This window comes from Novosphingobium jiangmenense, assembly GCF_015694345.1.
Classification (GTDB): Bacteria; Pseudomonadota; Alphaproteobacteria; order Sphingomonadales; family Sphingomonadaceae; genus Novosphingobium; species Novosphingobium jiangmenense.
Window position 1 is genome coordinate 190489 of sequence record NZ_JADQDC010000003.1, and the last position, 17449, is coordinate 207937.

Consider the following 17449-nt stretch of genomic DNA (forward strand, 5'->3'; position numbering starts at 1 on the left):
CCTCAAGTTAACTTGAGGTCAAGCGGAAATCGCGGAGTCGCAGGACCTTGGCCATCAGTCGTAACGATCTCATCCCGATCGGCACCCTCGCGCGCCGCACCGGCCTCGCCGTCAGCGCCATCCGCTATTACGAGGATCGCGGCCTCGTCACCTCGATCCGCACCGGCGGAAACCAGCGGCGGTTCCTCCGTTCCGACATCCGCCGCCTCAGCTTCGTCCAGATCGCGCAGAAGCTTGGCCTCGGCCTGGCGGAGATCGAACGCGAACTCGCCGCCCTGCCACAGGGCCGCACCCCCAATGTGATGGACTGGCAGCGCATAAGTCGTTCCTTGCGCAAGGAAATCGACAGCCGCATCCAGCTTCTCACGCGCACCCGCAACAAGCTCGACGAATGCATCGGCTGCGGCTGCCTCAGCCTCGAACGCTGCGCCCTGTACAACAAGGATGACCGCGCCGCCGCAGGCGGGCCGGGGCCTAGGTATGTGCTGGATTAGCTCGCGTTCTCAAGCAGTTCGACTGCGCCGCCAAGGTCCACGCTGACAAGGCGCGATACGCCGCGTTCCACCATCGTCACACCGAACAGGCGGTGCATGCGGCTCATGGTCACCGCGTTGTGGGTGACGATCAGGTAGCGGGTGCGGGTTTCCTGCACCATCGCGTCGAGCAGGTCGCAAAAGCGCTCGATGTTGGCGTCGTCGAGCGGCGCGTCGACTTCGTCGAGTACACAGATCGGGGCGGGGTTGGTCAGGAACAGCGCGAAGATCAGTGCGACGGCGGTCAACGCCTGCTCGCCGCCGGAGAGAAGAGTCAAGGATTGCAGGCGCTTGCCCGGTGGTTGCGCGAAGATTTCGAGGCCGGCCTCGAGCGGATCGTCGGAATCGACCAGCGCCAGGTGCGCCTCGCCCCCACCGAACAAGCGACTGAAAAGACGGCGGAAATGGCCGTCGACGGCCTCGAACGCCGCCCGCAGCCGTTCGCGTCCCTCGCGGTTGAGGTTGCCGATCGAGCCTCTAAGCCTATGAACCGCCTCGGTTAACTCGGCCTGCTCCGCCACAGAGGTGCCCAGCTTCTCCTCGGCATCCTTCAATTCATCCGCGGCGACAAGATTCACCGGCCCGATCCGCTCCCGCTCCGCCGAAAGACGATCCATCGCCGCCGACTCTTCGGTAGCAGCGGCGACGTCTGCGGAAGCGAATTCGAAGCGCTCGGGCAGGAGGGGGGGCGGGCACTGGAATCGCTCGCCGGAGATGGCAGCCATTTCCTGTCGGCGGGCGTCTTCGTTCTCGGCGCGGGCGGCTGCTCCGGCACGGGCCTCGCGGGCGGTCGCGAGGGTCTCGTTTGCTGCCGAGAGTTTTGCCTCTGCCTGCGAGAGTTCGCCTTCCGCATCGGAGAGTTGCCGCTCTGCCTCGGAGAGTTGGATTGTCAGGCGCGCGCGGATTCCTTCGCCCTGCTCGATCTCGGAAATCAGTCCAGCAGGCTTCGCGGCAGAGATCGCGCGCTCGGTTTCAAGCTCCTCGCGCCGCCCGGTCATCTCGGCCAAACGCTTGGCCGCATCGCCGGCGCGGGCCTGCCAGGCCCGGATATCGCCTTTGAGGCCGGCCAGACGCTCCTTGCCCACCGCAATCTGCTGCTCGAGCGCGGCGGACGCGGCACTGGCGGATTGCAGCGTCACGCGCGCCGCATCATTTCGCGCCCGCGCCGCATCGAGCGCCGCCCGGCCAGCTGCCGGATCGGGCAGGGTGCTGCGCTTGTCCTCGGCGGCAGTGACGTCAGCCTGAGCCGCAACACGTTGATCTGCCAGCTCTTCCTGCGCCCGCGCCAATTCCGCCTTGCGCTGCTCAAGCCGCGCCCGCGCAGCCTCTGCGGCATCCAGGGCACGCAGCGCCATGCGCTCTGCATCGGCGGCGGCAGAGAGCGCGCGCTCCACTTGCGAAAGCTCGGCCTGCACCGAGGAGAGGCTCGCGCGGACCTCCTCCTGCGCTGCTTCGGCGATGGCAACGGCTTCGCGCCGCTCGGGCAAAAGCGCCTGCAATTCCGCCAGCCGGTTCTCGGCTTCGAGCGCCGCCGCCTCGGCTGCGCCTTCGCCGCGCGCGACGAAACCGTCCCAGCGGCGCAAGTGTCCGGCCTTGGTCACCATCCATTCGCCGTGGTTCAAAGTCTGGCCTTCGTCGGCTTCGACAACGCGCACAAGCGCAAGGCGTGCAGACAGTTCCGGCGGGCATTGCGGCACATGGTGGGCGAGGGAATCGCCCAGTGGTTCAGGGACTGGCGCCCCGGTCCAGAAACGCCCCTCCGCACCTGCCGGAGCCGCGCCGACGGGAGCCGAAGCATCGCGCCCCAGCACGGCGGCAAGGGCACGCTCATACCCCGGCGCAGCGCGGGTTCCGGCGATGGCGGACTGGCCCAAGCCCTTGGCAGAGCGTGCTTTCTCCCGTGCCGCCTTGTCGCGGGCGAGCGCATCGGCTTCCCGCTCGATCCCGGCGAGATCGGCGCGCGCCTGCGCCAGCGTGTTGCTGGCCGCATCGCGGCGCGAGGACAGGTCTTCGCGTTCGGCGGTGAGCGTGGCGCGCCGCTCTTCGGCAGAGGCGATGGCCTCGGCAGCAGCGGCACGCTTTGCCTCAGCTTCGGCGATCTGCGCTGCGGGATCGGCTTCGCGGGCGAGCACATCGGCCTGCTGGGCCAGTCGCGCAGCATCGGCATCAACGCGCGCAAGTCGTTGGCGGGCAGCGGAAACTGCTGCTTCGGCAACACGCCATTCCGCGTCGATCCCCGCCTGCTCGGCCACGCGCTGGGCCAGCGCGACTTCGGCTGCGCGCGCGGCGCGGTCAGCGTCGTCAACCGCGGCTGCAAGGGTCGGGCGACGTTCGCTGTCTGCGGCAAGCGATGATTCCGCAGCGGTGAGGTCCTGCTCCAGCTTCGCCATCGCAGCGGCGGCATCCTCGGTCAGCCGGTCGGCGCTGGCGCGGTCTTCCTCGATCCGAGAAAGCTGCCGGTCGATGTCCTTGACCCGCTGCTCGGCCGCTTCAAGCTGTGCGGTGAGCGAGGCCATGCGCTGGCCGTGGGCGGCGGCGTCCTGCCGGCGGTCGAACAGTTCGTCCCGCGCTTCGGCGAGGGCTGCAGCCGCCTTGTGCTGCGCTTTCTGCGCCGCTTGCGCGAGATCGGTAGCAGTCTTCACCGCTTCCTCGGCGGCGACAGCCTGCTTGCGGGCCGCATCGGCCGCAGCGGCGGCATCGCGCCAGCGGGCGAAGACGAGGCGGGCCTCGGCGAGGCGAATCTTCTCGCTGACCGCCTTGTAGCGCTCGGCCGCGCGGGCTTGGCGGCGCAACGTGGCAATCTGGCTTTCGAGGCCCGAGAGCATGTCCTCGAGCCGGGCCAGATTCGCTTCGGTCGCGCGCAGCTTCTGTTCGGCATCGCGGCGGCGGACGTGGAGACCCGCGATCCCCGCAGCCTCTTCCAGCATCATCCGGCGTTCGGCAGGCTTGGCCGCAATGACCGCAGCAATGCGGCCCTGACTGACCAGTGCCGGACTGTGCGCGCCGGTAGCGGCATCGGCGAAAACGAGCGACACGTCCTTGGCGCGGACATCCTTGCCGTTGACGCGGTAGGCGCTGCCTGCGCCGCGTTCGATGCGGCGGACGACTTCGAGCTCTGCGCCGAACGGCCCGTCAGGATCGGTTTCGGCGGTGAGCAGGACTTCGGCGAAGGCGCGGGCCGGGCGCGTGGCGGTCCCGGCGAAGATCACGTCTTCCATCCCGCCGCCGCGCATGGACTTCGGCGAGCTTTCGCCCATGACCCAGCGGATGGCTTCGAGCAGGTTGGACTTGCCGCAGCCGTTGGGACCGACGACGCCGGTGAGGCCGGGTTCGATGCGCAGTTCGGCAGGTTCGACGAAGCTCTTGAAACCGGATAGTTTCAAGCGCTTGAACTGCACCGATCAGGCCCCCCGACCCCGTCCTGCCCCCGGCGGCCTTAGCGGGCGCCGGCCTTCTGCAGCATGGGTTCGAGTTCCTGCCAGCTGGCAACGCCGGTCTTGCTGCCGTTGAGGAAGAACGTCGGCGTGCCGGTGATGTCGAATTCCTTGCTCCACTGCTCGTTCACGGTAGCAAGTTTGGTCGCCTTGGCGCTGTCCGCCAGGCACGAGGAACCTTGGGCTGCAGCAATCCCGCGCGAGGCGAAGAATTCGCTCATCCCGCCAAGCTGGGCGATACCCGCAAAGCGCTTGTCGGCGGGCAGGTTCTGGATCTGCTGGAAGGCGGCATCGTCCTTCTGCAGGTTGGTGAACATGTTCGGCTGCCATTCCCAGAACTGTTCGGACAGCGGGATTACCGCCTCCGGGCTTCCGCAAGTTGCGAGCAGCACGGCCGGCATGTCGAGAGCGTTCAGCAGGAACAGGCGCAGTTCGTAGGAGACGCGGCCCGAGGCGACGTAATCGTCACGCAGCTTGGGGAAGCCTTCCTTCGAGAACTGGGCGCAGTGCGAGCACGACAGCGCGCCGAATTCGACCAGCTTGATCGGCGCATTGGGATTGCCCATCAGGTAGCCGCCTTCAGGGGTGACCGAGAAGGTTTCCGTCCACGACTTGCCAGCGGGCGCCGGAACCTTGGCAATCGGCTCGGCGCTTGCGACGTCGCCCCCGGCGGCGGCGTCCTTCTTGTCGCAGGCGGCGAGACCCAGCGTCAGGGGAAGGGTGGCAAGCAGGAGCGCGCGGGCGAGTTTCATCGTCTGGATATTCCCGTTTTCTGGCGGTTTGGAGGGGACGCTAGCGGATTGTTGCCGGGGTTTGAAGGGGCGTCGCTCCGGGATTGTGGATCAGTTCATCCGCGCGAGGATCTGCGGGCGCAGCGAATCCCAGTCATGCGTGCCGGCAAGCAGGATGCCATCGATCATGAAGCTGGGGGTGCCGGTGACACCGAGCTTTTCCGCTGCATCATCGGTCTGCTGGGCGAGCTTCTTGGCGAGAGCCTCGTTCGCAAGGCAGCGGTCCATTGCCTGCCGGTCCATGCCGCGTGCGGCCATGAAGTCATAAAGCTTGAAGTCGCTGGCGATGGCGCGGGTGCGGCTGGCGAAGGCGCCAGTGGTCCAGCGCTGGCGTTGTGCCTCGGTCGAATTGGTGAGCGGGCCGATCCATTGGGGCTGCAGGCGCATGAATGCGGTATGCAGCTGGAAAAATCGGTTGGCCGGCACGCAATTGGTGATCAGCGCCACGGTCATGTCGACCGGATCGCGCACGAAGTTGCGCACTTCGACCGCGCCCTTGCCCGGAGCGATCATGCCGATCTTGAGCTGGCCTTCGGACTCGGTTTCGAAGTGCGAGCAGTGCGGGCAAGTGTAACTGACGAACTCGATCACGCGCAGTTTGGCGGCAGGATTGCCGAGCACGTGATGGCCCTCAGGCGTGACCGAACCGGTGACGGCCCAGTTCAGACCGCCGGCGGGGCGCGGTGCGGGCTTTCTCGCAGCCTGACCCGATGCCCCTGACGCCACGAGCGCGGTGGCCGCAATCGCTGCTGCAATGAACTTGCGAATCATCCGATCTTCTTCCCCCCGGTTGCACTGTCCAGACTGCGCGCCAGCGATTCCAGCACCGTGCGCAATTCGGGATCGCCGATATCGCGCAGCGAATCCCCCAATTCCATCGGTATCGGTTTGAGCGAGGGAGGCGCCGCGCGCGGGGCCTCCTTGGGCTTTGGTGCCTGAACCGCGCCTTGCCGAATCTTCACCTTGGCCACGGCATTGTAGCCGAAAAAGCGGTTCACCCGGTCGATGATCTCGGGCGTGACATGCTGGATCAGCGGCGCATGGGCAGGGCTGACGACAAGTTGCAGGATGCCTTCCGATTTCTCGCCGGGCGGGAAGCGGATCGATTCCGGCATGCAGTGGCGCGCGTGGCGTTCGCCGACGATTTCGGGCCAGCGGGTGACGACGCTGGATTGCACGAAGCCGAAGCGGCGGAACGCGGTGCGGCCGATGGCGGGCATGAGATCGGCGATCTGGCGGGCCTCGCCGCCGCGCGGACGCTCATAGGGTTTCGGGGCGTAGAGCTTGCCTGCCTCGGCCTTCGTCGACCGGGAGCTCTTGCGTTTCGGCGCGTCCGAAGGGGTGCTTTCCATATCGCTTCGCGCCATGCCATAGGTGCGCGATGCAAGCCAGAGAGGAAGCCGCAAAGTCGTTCGATCCGGAGGCAATCGCCCCGCTGCTGCTGGCGTGGTACGATGCCAACGCGCGGCGCCTGCCGTGGCGGCGCCTTCCCGGCGAAGAGCGGCAGGATCCGTACAAGGTCTGGCTGTCCGAGGTCATGCTGCAGCAGACGACGGTGGCGGCGGTCGGGCCGTACTTTGCGAAGTTCACGCAACGCTGGCCGAAGGTGAGCGATCTGGCGGCGGCGGACGATGCCGATGTGATGGCGGCCTGGGCGGGGCTCGGGTATTATGCGCGGGCGCGCAATCTGCTGGCCTGTGCGCGGGCGGTGGCGGCGCGGGGCGGTGCCTTTCCCGATACGGAAGCGGGTTTGCGCGGGTTGCCGGGGCTGGGCGAGTATACCGCTGCTGCAGTGGCGGCGATTGCCTTCGGACAGCGGGCGGTGGTGGTCGATGCCAATGTCGAGCGGGTGGTGTCGAGGCTCTTCGCGATTGACGAGCCGCTGCCTGCAGGCAAGGCGGCGATCCGCTTTGCTGCCGGACAGGTGACCCCCGAAGAGCGCGCCGGGGATTTCGCGCAAGGGATGATGGACCTTGGCGCGACGATCTGCACGGCGCGGAGCCCGCGCTGCATGCTGTGCCCGTTGCGCGAACTTTGCCGGGGCTATGCCGAGGGTTCGCCCGAGCGGTTGCCGGTTAAGGCGGCGAAGAAAGCCAAGCCGGTGCGCGCAGGCCGCGCCTACTGGATCGAGCGCGATGGCGAGGTGCTGCTGGTGCGCAGGCCGGGGCGGGGAATGCTCGGCGGGATGCGGGCGCTGCCGGACGATGGCTGGTCAGCCAAGGGCGATGGTCCCGACGGGCTTGAGGGGGAGTGGCGCCCTGCCGGCGTTGTGCGCCACGGCTTCACGCATTTCGATCTCGAATTGCAATTGATGCTTCCGGTTCAGGCACAAGCGGTTAGTCTGCCCGAGGGAGAATGGTGGCCGGTCGAGACGATCGAGGCCGCCGGATTGCCGACCGTGTTCGCCAAGGCGGCGCGGCTGGCGGTCGCTGGAAGGACTGACTGAGGAATGCAGCAGGTTTCGGTTTCGCGGCGTGGATTCATCGGCTCGCTGGGTCTGGTCGCGGGAAGCATCGTATTGCCGCGTCTGGCTTGGGCCAGCGCTGCGGCTGAGGCACGTTTTCCCACGGTGGCGGGGATGGTCGATGGCTATGTCTCGTCGGGCAAGCTGCCGGGCATGATTGCCGCGCTGGGCTGGGGATCGAGCGAGCCACCGCTGGACATTGCCCGTGGCTCGCTGGCCAAGGGGCTGGCGCTGCCGGTCGACATGGACAGCCTGTTCCGCATCTATTCGATGACCAAGCCGATCACCGGCATGGCCGCAATGATGTTGGTGGACGAAGGCAAGCTGCGGCTCGACCAGCCGATTGCCGACCTGCTGCCGGCGTTCGGCAAGATGCAGGTGCAGGTCACGCCAGATGGGTCGATCACCGATCTTCGTCCGGCCAAGGCGCAGATTACGGTGCGGCACCTGCTGACGCACACGGCTGGATTGGGCTATTCAATCATCCAGAAAGGGCCGATCAAGGACGCCTATATCAGCGCAGGGCTGGTACCGGGGCAGGCGAGCCGGATGCGCTTTCCGGGCATGGATGCGCCCAAACCGCTAAGCAGTCTGGCCGAATTTGCCGATGTCCTGGCGACGATGCCGCTGGTTTACGAACCCGGCACCGTGTGGAGCTATTCGGTCGCGCTGGACCTGATGGGGCGGGTGATCGAAGTGGCATCGGGCAAGCCGTTCGATGCGTTTCTGGCCGAGCGCGTGTTCGGGCCATGCGGCATGACCTCGACCTGGTTCCGCGTGCCGGAGAGCGAGGTCGGGCGCCTGACCACGAACTATGCGGCGCTGGGCGGGACACTGCTGCCGGTCGATCCGGCCAAGGCTTCGATCTATCTCGATCAGCCGCCCTATCCGTTCGGCGGCGCGGGGCTGGTTTCCAGCCCTCGCGACTATGACCGGTTCCTGCGGATGCTGCTGGGCTTCGGGCGCATCGATGGCACTCAGGTGATGAGCGAGGCGGCGGTGCGGCTGGGGACGAGCAATCTCCTGCCAGCGGGCACCGACCTTTCGCAGTCCTTCATCAAGGGCAACGGCTTCGGCGCAGGCGGGTCGGTCGGGCTGGGCGAGGATGCCGGGACCTTCGGCTGGGCCGGGGCTGCCGGGACAGTAGGCTTCGTCAACTACCGGGTGGGGCTGCGCGCCGGGGTCTATACCCAGTACATGCCGTCCGACGCCTATCCGGTGCACCGCGAATTCGCAAAGGCCGTGCTGGCCGATGTAACAGGGAAGAAGGCCGCAGCCTGATGGACACGACGATTGCTTTTGCTGGCGGCGGACTTGACCGCGCCGACCATATCCGGGGCGATGCGGACAAGCTCGGCAGCTTGATGAACTGGCGCGCGCGGCTGCTGCGACTGGAGGGGATCGACCCGGTGATCGCGCCCGATGGCGGGCTTGACTGGGGCACACTGGCCGATGCCGATCCCGATGCGGAACTGGTGTTCCTTGGCCTCAGCGAGGACGGCCGTGGCTGCTTTGCGCAAGTGACGCCGGCGATCATCGGCAGTGTCGCGCCGCCCAATCCTCGGCTGTGGGCAGCAATGGGCTCGCTCTCGCCTGCGGACCTAACCATCTACGGCGGCGCGCGCAGTCTGGTCGACTGGCATGCTCGGCACCGCTTCTGCGCCCGCTGCGGGTCGGCGACGAAGCTCGCCAAGGGCGGTTGGCAACGCAGCTGCACCAACGATGCCTGCAAGGCAGAACACTTCCCGCGCGTTGATCCCGTGACGATCATGACGGTGGAGTGCGAGGGCGAATTGCTGCTCGGTCGCCAGCCGCGTTTCCCGCCTCGGCGCTATTCGGCGCTTGCCGGTTTCGTCGAACCCGGTGAGGGCCTTGAAGATGCCGTGCGCCGCGAGGTGCAGGAGGAGGCTGGCGTGAAGGTCGGCGAGGTGCGCTTTGTCGCAAGCCAGCCCTGGCCGTTCCCGTCCTCGCTGATGATCGCCTGCCATGCATTCACCACGCAGCGCGAGATTACCATCGACGAGACCGAACTCGACGACGCGCGCTGGTTTACCCGCGAGGAAGTTCGTTACGCCATGACCGGGGCCGAAGACGGTGCGTTCATTGCGCCGCCGCCTTTCGCCGTGGCGCATCACCTGCTGAAATGGTGGCTCTCGCAATGAGCGCGCCCGCCAAGGTCACGCTCGACATCTGGTCCGACGTGATGTGCCCGTGGTGCGTGATCGGCCTCAATCAGCTCGACAAGGCGCTGGCCGGGATGGACGGCGAGGTGGATGCCACCGTGCGCTTCCATCCGTTCGAGCTGAACCCCGACCTGCCCGAGGAAGGCGAGGAGCAGGCTGCGCATATCCAGCGCAAGTATGGCCGCACCGCAGAGCAATCGGCCGGTGTGCGCGAAACCCTGCGACAAGCCGCCGAGCGCGCGGGCTATTCGTTCGACTACACCGGCGATGGCGAAGCACCACCGGCGATGATGTGGAACACGCGGATGGCGCACCGGCTGCTGACCTGGACCCTGCGCGAATTCGGGCCGGAGCGTCAGGTCGAACTCAAGCGCGCTTTGTTCGATGCGCACTTTAAGGTGCGGCGCAATGTCTCCGATCCCGAAGTGCTGGCGGAAGTTGCGGAAAGCCTCGGCCTGCCCCGGCTCAATGCGCTTCAGGCAATGATCGACCCGCAGATCGATGCAATCGTCACCGCCGAGGAGCGGCAGGCGTGGGACTGGAACGTCACCGGCGTCCCCGCAGTGGTGATCAACGGCAAGCTGATCGTGCCGGGCGCGCAGGAGCCGGACGTCTATGCCGACCTGATCCGCAAGGTATTGGCGCGCGAGGCTGCGGGCAAGGCTTAGACCAGCCCGAGCTTGGCCAGTTCGGAGGCGATCTGAGCGGGCAGGACTTCTCCCGCCTCGCCATCGCCAAGATCCGCAGGCGCGTCGGCATCTTCGAGGTAGCGCCAGCCCTGGTGCGCGCGGCGGGGCTTGGGGTGGACGTCGATCAGCCTGGTGCTGACGACGATGTTGGTGCGACCGCCCTCGGCTTCTTCGAATCCGACGATCTCCGAGCGGGCGACGAGCTGGTGCTTGTGAATCCAGTAGAGCGAGCCGCCGATCATTTCCTCCGCACGCTTGGGGCGGTTGCGGGTGGTGAGGTAGGCGACCTTGGCGCCGCCGCGACGACCTGTGTCAGAGAACCATTCGTGGATCTCGGCCAGTGATTGAGCACCGTAGGCCACCTTGGTCATGTGCAGGGGCATTGTCTGATCCCGAACTTTCCCGTTGCGCCTTGCGTCCTTCGACAGGCTCAGGACGAGCGGAGTGTGTTGAGGTTCCTCAAGAGCCGCTCATGCTGAGCCTGTCGAAGCACCAGAATGCTAAGCCAAGCCGCTCAACACGGCGAGACCGAGGAACGAGAAGAAGCCCATGACATCGGTCGCCATGGTCACGAATACGGCCGAAGAGACAGCCGGATCCACCTTGAGCCGATCAAGGGTCACCGGGACCATGATTCCGGCAAGACCGGCGACAAGGTTGTTGATCACCATCGCCGCGCCGATCACGCCGCCAAGCAGCGGGTTGCCGAACAGCAGCGCCGTGCCCGTGCCGATCATCAGGCCCAGCGCGGCACCGTTGGTGGCGGCGATGCGCAGTTCGCGCAGGATCATGCGGATCGTGTTCGAACTGGTCAGCTGGTTGGTGGCGATGGCGCGAACGACAACGGCCAGTGTCTGCGTGCCCGCATTGCCGCCCATGCCAGAGACGATCGGCATCAGCACGGCGAGCAGCGCCAGCTTTGCAATCGCGCCCTGGAACAGGCCGACGACCGAGGACGCGATGATTGCGGTGCCGAGATTGACCACCAGCCACGTCAGGCGGGTGCGCACCGTCAGCAGGATCGGCTCGTTGATGTCGCCATCGCCTGCACCGGACAGGCGCAGGATGTCCTCGCTCGCCTCTTCCTGAATGATGTGGACGATGTCGTCGACGGTGATCTGGCCGACGAGGCGACCGCTCTCGTCAACGACTGCAGCCGAGATCAGCGCGTACTTCTGGAAGCGAAGCGCGACTTCTTCCTGATCCATCGAGACCGGGATCAGCGTCTGGTCGCGCTTCATCACGTCGGCTAACGGCACGCTGCGCGGCGCGCGCAGGATCCAGCTGAGGCTGCAGGTGCCGACCGGATGGTGCTTGTGATCGACGATGAACACTTCCCAGAATTCGGTGGGCAGTTCGTCGTCGCGGCGCAGGTAGTCGATCAGGTCACCCACGGTCATCGCCTCGGGCACCGCGATCAGATCGCGGCTCATCAGGCGGCCGGCGGTTTCTTCCGGGTAGGACAGCGCGGATTCGATCGCGGCGCGATCCTCCGGCTCCATCTCGGCAAGGACGGCCTGCTGGTCTTCCTCGTCGAGGTCCTCGATCAGGGCGACGGCGTCGTCCGTCTCCATCTGCTCGGCAAGGTCGGCAACTTCCTCGGGCTCGAGCTCTTCGACCAGCAGTTCGCGTACGTGGTCGTTGAGTTCGGCGAGGACCTCGCCGCCCATGAGGTCGTTGATCGCGCGGGCGAGCCTTACGCGGTCATCCTGATCGATCAGTTCGAAAAGGTCGGCGATGTCGGCCGGGTGGAGCGGTTCGACGAGGTTGTAGACGGTCTCGTCATCACCCGCTTCGAGCGCTTCGGCGACGCGGCGGACAAAGCCGGGGCGGAGGGTGTTGTCCTCTTCGTCGAGGCTCTCTGCATTGCGCGACGGCTCAACCGGCGCGGGCGCTTCGTCCACGTCGGGGAGCAGGCTGTCGATGATGTCGTCGTCGCGCTCCATAGGCGCGGGTTACCGGCTGAGGCGTCAATTGCAACCGCCTAGCAGACCTATGCGTGACTTTCTTTTCGCATGCCTTATATCGGCGCGCAAACAAGCAAGGATTGCGACAAATGGCTGACGAAAAACTGGTCCTCACGCTCGATTCCGGCGATGTTGTGATCAAGCTGCGCCCCGATCTGGCCCCCGGCCATGTCGAGCGCATCAAGGAACTGGCGAACGAGGGCTTCTACGATGGCGTGAAGTTCCACCGCGTGATCCCCGGTTTCATGGCGCAGGGCGGCTGCCCGCAGGGCACCGGCATGGGCGGATCTAGCAAGCCGGACCTCAAGGCCGAATTCAACGATGAACCGCACGTGCGCGGCGTTTGCTCGATGGCGCGCACCAGCTATCCGCACTCGGCCAACAGCCAGTTCTTCATCTGCTTCGACGATGCGCGCTTCCTCGACAAGCAGTACACCGTATGGGGCCAGGTCGAGAGCGGCATGGACCTGATCGATGCGCTGCCCAAGGGCGAGCCGCCGGCAAACCCGGGCGTGATCCGCAAGGCCAGCGTCGTCGCTGCCTGATCGGATTTTCGGTTGGTAAAGAGGGGCGGGGCCATGCGGCTGCCGCCCCTTTTAATTACACCAAACCCCGCTCATGCTGAGCTTGTCGAAGCATCTGGCGCAGCGCAAACGTCCTTCGACAGGCTCAGGACGAGCGGGTTGGAGTTTAAAGACCTAACCGCCGCACCGCCTCATCCTGGGCGATGAGCGGCAGGAGCGCGGCCATCTCGGGGCCGTGGTCATGGCCGGTGAGGGCCTGGCGCAAGGGCAGGAACAGCGCCTTGCCCTTGCGGCCGGTGCTGTCCTTGAGCGCGGCAGTCAGGGCGCGCCATGGGTCGGCGGACCAGTCCAGCGTGGCCGTGACCTTGGCCGCCTCGCCAAGGTAAGCGCGCGTTTCCTCATCGAACGCTGGCGCAGTCACCGGGCCAGTGACCACCTGCCACCAGTCCTTTGCCTCGTCGATATGCGCAAGGTTGGGACGGATCGCATCCCATGCGGTTTCGCCCATGCCTTCGGGCAGGAGGTGGGCAACGCGGGCATAGGGCAGGCGGTGCACGATCTGGGCGTTGACGCGGTGGAGGTCTGCCTCGTCGAAGCGCGCGGGCGCGCGGCCGAAGCGGGAAAGGTCGAAGCTTTCGGCAAGAGCTGCTGCATCGAGCGTGGCATCAACCGGATCGGAGGTGCCGAGACGGGCAAGCAGCGCCACGATTGCCTCAGGTTCGACCCCCTGTTCGCGAAAATCGGCCATGCCGAGCGCACCGAGCCGCTTGGACAGCTTGCCTTCGCTGCCAGTGAGCAGCGCTTCGTGGGCAAAGCGGGGCGGCTGGGCGCCTAATGCCGTGAACATCTGGATCTGCGTTGCCGTGTTCGAGACGTGGTCTTCGCCGCGCAGCACGTCGGTAACGCCCATGGCAATGTCGTCGATCGCCGAGGGCAGCATGTAGAGCCACGAGCCGTCGGCGCGGCGGATCACCGGGTCCGACATCTGGCGCGGGTCGAAGGTCTGAGGGCCGCGAATGCCGTCCTCCCACGCAATCGGCTGATCGTGGTCGAGCAGGAAACGCCAGTGCGGTTTCTCGCCCGCAGCCGCCTTCGCTTCATGATCCGCCTCGGTCAGCTTGAGCGCTGCGCGGTCGTAGATCGGCGGCAGGCCTCGGCCGAGCAGGATCTTGCGCTTGAGGTCCAGTTCCTGCGCAGTCTCGTAAGCGCGGTAGATGCGACCGGCCTCGACCAGACGCTGGAACTCGCGTTCGTAGAGTTCGGTGCGCAGCGATTGGCGCTCCTCGCCGTCGTAGGTCAGGCCAAGCCAGGCAAGGTCGGCACGGATGGATTCGACGTGCTCTTCGCGGCTGCGCTCGGCATCGGTATCGTCGATGCGCAGCAGGAACTTGCCCCCGGTCTTCTTGGCCAGCAGCCAGTTGTGGAGCGCGGTGCGGACGTTGCCGACGTGAAGCTTGCCGGTGGGCGAGGGGGCGAAGCGGGTTACCGTGGTCATGCGCGCTGCCCTAGCGCGCCGCTCCTTCAAGGGGAAGGCTGGCGGTTACGGTATCAGGGCAACGGCGTGGATCGTCGCGTTGTAGAGCGCTTCGTGCCGGTCGGCGCGGACGAAGCCTGCAATTGCCGCCGAGAACAGATCGCGATGCGCGGAAACAGCCGCGCGACCGAGGTTGGCAAGCGTTGCCTCGTCGGGCGTTATGGCAAGGCAGCACGGACGGTTGACCATGAAGGGTTCCGGCCAGACCTGCTTGATGGTCTGCACCAGCCCATGCACGGCGCAGGCCGCTTCGACGCTGCGATAGCGCTGCGCCAGATCCGGCACGGGATCCCTGCCCGAAGCTTCGAACATGGCACAGACCCGCATCGCCATGATCAGGTGCAGCCCCTTGAGCGAAAGCCCGCGCACATCCTGCGGGCGGCGCAGGGCGGCAATCAATTCATCGTAGCGGTTCGGGCCATCGCTGACCGGCTTCTGGGAGGCCATCGGAGTCCTTTCTTGCGAACGATTCGCAAAGTAGGTGGTTCGCCTCATCCGGTCAATGCGAATCGTTCGCAACAACTCCAGTTACGGGATCAACTTCCTGAGGATGTCGTTGCCCTCTGCGGTCTCGCCCAGCAGGCGCCGCATCATGCATTCGCCCAAGGCGCGATAGCTTTCCCACTGCGCCTCGTCGAAGAACTGGTCGCCGGTGCTTTCCTGCGGAAAGGCCGGATTGTGGGCGGCGTAGCCGAGCACGTCCTGCGGCAGGCCATCGAAGCGCCGGGGCTTGAGCCAGACGATGCGATTGGTCACCTTGCCGTCGTCGTTGCGGACATCCAGCATCAGGGCGAATGCCCCTTGCGGCGTGCTGCCGGGAGTGCTGCGCGTGCGCCAGTCGCCCGGGGAACCGTTGAAGAACAGTCCGGCCCCCTGCGCTCCCACGAGACCTTGCAGCTCCTGAGAGGGCGTGACCGCGATCCTGATGCCGAGGTCGATCCGTGCCTTACGGATCAGCAACTCGAGGTCTTCAAACGCATAATCGGGGTCGGCACCGTTGTCGCAGACCACGACCAGCTTCACATCGCGACGCAGCAGCTCGTAGGCGCCGGAGTTTTCGAAGTGTCCGCCGTCCGATATGTTGAGCCGCCCATATTCGCGCGAGTAACTGCCGCGCATCTCGTTGAGCAGGTAGAAGTAGGTCCGCACCGGGCGGGTGAGCCGATGAAACCACCGCTTCGCGCCGGTTACCTCGCCACGGATCAGGTTGTTCACTTCCCACCAGTAACCGAGGCGGATGTTGGCCAGCGTGAAGGCCAGCGCGCCCCCCAGCGTCGTCCGCGAACCCATTGCGCTCGACGCGGCTGCACCCGAGATCGCGCAAAGCTGGCCCAGCGAAAGGGCCTCGACGCCAGCCTTGGCCATCGTTTCCCAGCTGATCGGCGTGTCTTTCAGGCCCGATTCCTGTCGCGCTGGATCGATCCACACGCCTTCCGGGGCGAAGACCAGCGGCACACCCTTGCGGTCGCGATCGAGCAACTGGCTGCCGTCACGGCTGTGCGTCTCGTTGAGAGTGACATTGACGAGATGGAGGGGGCCGGCCGTCGGCTGCCGGAAATAGACCGATGCGGGGATCTGGTCGTCAGGGTCGCTTTCGGTGATGCCAGCGCCTCTGCGCGCGCCTGATCGGGTGATGCGGCGCAGATTGCTGGCGCCCAGATAGGCCCGCGTCAGGCGCGATGCGTAGAGGCCATGCAGGGACGACAGGTTGATGAAGCCGACCGAGGCTCCTGTCACCAGCGTCAGCGCCAGGATTGCAGCAAAGCTGAACGCCAGGCTGTGGACGGCCGTTCCTGTCATTTGCCATTCCGCCAAGGCAATCGGTGCCTTGCCGATCGCCGCCCACTCCGTGCCGAACACCATGGCTTGCACGAGCAGGTGGATGGAAATGGCCAGGGTCAACAGCATGGCTAGCCCGGCGATCAGGGCCAGCGTCCAGATCCATTTTGAAAGAAGCGCCCCGATGCTGCTTTCCCGACCGGACAGCATTTTGGGCAGCTTGTGGATCAGCCACGCCAGGACTGGCGAAAGCAGAGCGGCCAGTGCGCCCGCGGGGCCGTTGCGCCTGCCGTGTTCAATCAGCCACGAGAACAGCGTCATCGACAGCGTATCGACCAGCGCCAGTGCTCCGAGGCCCAGAGCAACTCCCAGGAACATCGCGCTGATCCGTGTAAATCGTCGCCGCGCCTCGGCAATGACGGCTTCGCCCGGCACCGCTTTGCCTTCCGCCTGATAGGGAACTGCAAGCGCGGTGAAGAACGCAAAAGCACCACCGGCGACTGTGCTGGCAGTCCCCAGGCCAACGAGAAAGCGTAGCGTGACCGGAGGATTGCCGATGAGGCCATGACGGAACACGCGGTCTGCGAGGACCCCGGCGATTGCCATGGCCAGCAGGCCGGTCAGGACCAGCGCTATCCTCGGCCAGGCAACGCGCTCCTCATGTGACGTAAACCGCGTCGACATGTATTCGGTCAGCCAATAGGCGATCCCGGCCGAAAGGGCGAGGAAGGCGGCTGCTGCGCTCCCGAGCCAGATAACGCTGAATTTCCACGGAGCGTTTCCCGTCGGCGCGATGAAACCGGCAATCGCACCACCATGATTCAGCAGCAGCGCAGTAGCCGTGACCACGGTCAGCCACAGCAATGCCAGCGGCAAGGCGATCACATAGGTCATCGCGATCCAGTTGCGGATCATGTAGGCGGCAGCGACAAAATAGTCCGAGCCACCATCCGGGGCGAGATAGCGGCTGTGTTCGCGCAGCCACCATACCGGATTGCGCACGCGCTTCCCGTTTTCCGGTCCGCTGATCTCCTGCGCGTTCTGCTTGCTGGCGAGAGCCTCCCGAACGAAATTTGCCTGCCTCTGCAGCGCGTCTGTCGACGCAGGAGCGGCCATGGCTTCGGGGCCGCGCGCGGTTCTTGGCAGGAACATCGCGCCAAGGAAGCTCCCAAGGTAACCGCCGCCGGAGACGGTGGAGCAGTAGTCGAAATCGAGCAGGCGGTCCTTTTCAACCAGCGCCTGCGCCACGCCAAGGGAGATCGTCGCACTGCGGATGCCGCCGCCCGAGAAGGCGAGCCCCATGGACCCCGCCGGATGGTCCAGCGATGTGCCGAGTTCCTCGAGAACTTCCCTGCGCCGCTCGAGCGACTGTTGCGGAGTGCGGGAAGAAACAATGCTGCTTTTGCTGCTGTAGGCCGAGGCGACTGCGGAAGCGACATAGGCCCTGACCCTGTGGATCACACCCTGATCGGAAGCGACCGGCTCCGGGTCTTCACTGCCAGCCATCGATCCCCTCCGCCAAGGCTCCTGCCCCGGAAAAGGTCCGCTGGA

The 17449-nt window shown here is 65.9% G+C and carries 15 protein-coding genes; 6 read left to right on the forward strand and 9 right to left on the reverse strand.

The annotated features are described in order from the left end of the window. Window positions 1-53 precede the first annotated feature (53 nt). A complete protein-coding gene (gene soxR, locus I2488_RS06035) occupies window positions 54-494 on the forward strand; it encodes a redox-sensitive transcriptional activator SoxR (protein WP_196275076.1) in 441 nt (146 codons plus the stop codon). Here the strand turns inward: soxR and I2488_RS06040 are convergent. The 4 genes from I2488_RS06040 to I2488_RS06055 all read right to left on the reverse strand — a co-directional run bounded on the left by I2488_RS06040 (window position 491) and on the right by I2488_RS06055 (window position 6110). After that, entirely contained in the window at window positions 491-3931 is a 3441-nt protein-coding gene (locus tag I2488_RS06040; RefSeq protein ID WP_196274898.1) for an AAA family ATPase, read from the reverse strand. The two genes, soxR and I2488_RS06040, sit on opposite strands and share 4 nt — an antisense overlap. A 38-nt stretch (window positions 3932-3969) precedes the next feature. Beyond that, entirely contained in the window at window positions 3970-4719 is a 750-nt protein-coding gene (locus I2488_RS06045) for a DsbA family protein (protein ID WP_196274899.1), read from the reverse strand. A 90-nt stretch (window positions 4720-4809) separates the two neighbouring features. Continuing rightward, the gene (locus tag I2488_RS06050) at window positions 4810-5529 is read right to left on the reverse strand and encodes a DsbA family protein (protein WP_196274900.1); all 720 of its coding nucleotides are present in this window, start codon (window positions 5527-5529) and stop codon (window positions 4810-4812) included. Further along, on the reverse strand, window positions 5526-6110 hold the full coding sequence (locus I2488_RS06055) for a DUF721 domain-containing protein (protein WP_196274901.1): 585 nt from the start codon (window positions 6108-6110) through the stop codon (window positions 5526-5528). The genes I2488_RS06050 and I2488_RS06055 overlap by 4 nt, the downstream gene beginning before the upstream one ends. A gap of 29 nt (window positions 6111-6139) precedes the next feature. Between I2488_RS06055 and I2488_RS06060 the strand changes: the two genes are divergently transcribed. Genes I2488_RS06060 through I2488_RS06075 form a run of 4 tightly spaced genes read left to right on the forward strand, consistent with a single transcriptional unit; the run spans window position 6140 to window position 10073 of the window. Beyond that, window positions 6140-7204, forward strand: coding sequence for an A/G-specific adenine glycosylase (locus I2488_RS06060; protein WP_196274902.1), 1065 nt, complete (start codon window positions 6140-6142; stop codon window positions 7202-7204). Window positions 7205-7207: 3 nt separating this feature from the next. Continuing rightward, complete coding sequence (locus I2488_RS06065) at window positions 7208-8503, forward strand: serine hydrolase domain-containing protein (protein ID WP_196274903.1); 1296 nt, start codon at window positions 7208-7210, stop codon at window positions 8501-8503. After that, window positions 8503-9384: an NAD(+) diphosphatase gene (nudC, locus tag I2488_RS06070; RefSeq protein ID WP_196274904.1), complete on the forward strand. Its 882-nt coding sequence runs from the start codon at window positions 8503-8505 to the stop codon at window positions 9382-9384. Before I2488_RS06065 ends, nudC begins: the two co-directional genes overlap by 1 nt. Then, entirely contained in the window at window positions 9381-10073 is a 693-nt protein-coding gene (locus I2488_RS06075; protein WP_196274905.1) for a DsbA family oxidoreductase, read from the forward strand. The genes nudC and I2488_RS06075 overlap by 4 nt, the downstream gene beginning before the upstream one ends. Here I2488_RS06075 and I2488_RS06080 read toward each other — a convergent pair. Both I2488_RS06080 and mgtE read right to left on the reverse strand, forming a co-directional pair. Beyond that, window positions 10070-10477: a DUF1489 domain-containing protein gene (locus tag I2488_RS06080; RefSeq protein WP_196274906.1), complete on the reverse strand. Its 408-nt coding sequence runs from the start codon at window positions 10475-10477 to the stop codon at window positions 10070-10072. The genes I2488_RS06075 and I2488_RS06080 overlap by 4 nt on opposite strands. Before the next feature lie 117 nt (window positions 10478-10594). Continuing rightward, window positions 10595-12040 (reverse strand): magnesium transporter, encoded by a 1446-nt coding sequence (mgtE, locus tag I2488_RS06085; RefSeq protein WP_196274907.1) that lies wholly within the window; start codon window positions 12038-12040, stop codon window positions 10595-10597. A gap of 110 nt (window positions 12041-12150) precedes the next feature. Between mgtE and I2488_RS06090 the strand changes: the two genes are divergently transcribed. Then, on the forward strand, window positions 12151-12606 hold the full coding sequence (locus tag I2488_RS06090) for a peptidylprolyl isomerase (protein WP_118072212.1): 456 nt from the start codon (window positions 12151-12153) through the stop codon (window positions 12604-12606). A gap of 145 nt (window positions 12607-12751) precedes the next feature. On the opposite strand, the gene gltX is transcribed toward I2488_RS06090, so the two are convergent. The 3 genes from gltX to I2488_RS06105 all read right to left on the reverse strand — a co-directional run bounded on the left by gltX (window position 12752) and on the right by I2488_RS06105 (window position 17404). Further along, on the reverse strand, window positions 12752-14080 hold the full coding sequence (gene gltX, locus I2488_RS06095; RefSeq protein WP_196274908.1) for a glutamate--tRNA ligase: 1329 nt from the start codon (window positions 14078-14080) through the stop codon (window positions 12752-12754). Between the two features lie 45 nt (window positions 14081-14125). Then, window positions 14126-14566 (reverse strand): hypothetical protein, encoded by a 441-nt coding sequence (locus I2488_RS06100; RefSeq protein WP_246465517.1) that lies wholly within the window; start codon window positions 14564-14566, stop codon window positions 14126-14128. Between the two features lie 81 nt (window positions 14567-14647). Next, entirely contained in the window at window positions 14648-17404 is a 2757-nt protein-coding gene (locus I2488_RS06105; RefSeq protein ID WP_214652233.1) for a patatin-like phospholipase family protein, read from the reverse strand. Between the last annotated feature and the right edge of the window lie 45 nt (window positions 17405-17449).

What these genes read in the sequence shown, in the direction of transcription:
- I2488_RS06045 (WP_196274899.1), bottom strand. Translation starts at nt 4,719, where the DNA reads ATGAAACTCGCCCGCGCGCTCCTGCTTGCCACCCTTCCCCTGACGCTG.
- I2488_RS06050 (WP_196274900.1), bottom strand. Translation starts at nt 5,529, where the DNA reads ATGATTCGCAAGTTCATTGCAGCAGCGATTGCGGCCACCGCGCTCGTG.
- I2488_RS06055 (WP_196274901.1), bottom strand. Translation starts at nt 6,110, where the DNA reads ATGGAAAGCACCCCTTCGGACGCGCCGAAACGCAAGAGCTCCCGGTCG.
- I2488_RS06060 (WP_196274902.1), top strand. Translation starts at nt 6,140, where the DNA reads ATGCAAGCCAGAGAGGAAGCCGCAAAGTCGTTCGATCCGGAGGCAATC.
- I2488_RS06065 (WP_196274903.1), top strand. Translation starts at nt 7,208, where the DNA reads ATGCAGCAGGTTTCGGTTTCGCGGCGTGGATTCATCGGCTCGCTGGGT.
- nudC (WP_196274904.1), top strand. Translation starts at nt 8,503, where the DNA reads ATGGACACGACGATTGCTTTTGCTGGCGGCGGACTTGACCGCGCCGAC.
- I2488_RS06075 (WP_196274905.1), top strand. Translation starts at nt 9,381, where the DNA reads ATGAGCGCGCCCGCCAAGGTCACGCTCGACATCTGGTCCGACGTGATG.
- I2488_RS06080 (WP_196274906.1), bottom strand. Translation starts at nt 10,477, where the DNA reads ATGCCCCTGCACATGACCAAGGTGGCCTACGGTGCTCAATCACTGGCC.
- mgtE (WP_196274907.1), bottom strand. Translation starts at nt 12,040, where the DNA reads ATGGAGCGCGACGACGACATCATCGACAGCCTGCTCCCCGACGTGGAC.
- I2488_RS06090 (WP_118072212.1), top strand. Translation starts at nt 12,151, where the DNA reads ATGGCTGACGAAAAACTGGTCCTCACGCTCGATTCCGGCGATGTTGTG.
- gltX (WP_196274908.1), bottom strand. Translation starts at nt 14,080, where the DNA reads ATGACCACGGTAACCCGCTTCGCCCCCTCGCCCACCGGCAAGCTTCAC.
- I2488_RS06100 (WP_246465517.1), bottom strand. Translation starts at nt 14,566, where the DNA reads ATGGCCTCCCAGAAGCCGGTCAGCGATGGCCCGAACCGCTACGATGAA.
- I2488_RS06105 (WP_214652233.1), bottom strand. Translation starts at nt 17,404, where the DNA reads ATGGCTGGCAGTGAAGACCCGGAGCCGGTCGCTTCCGATCAGGGTGTG.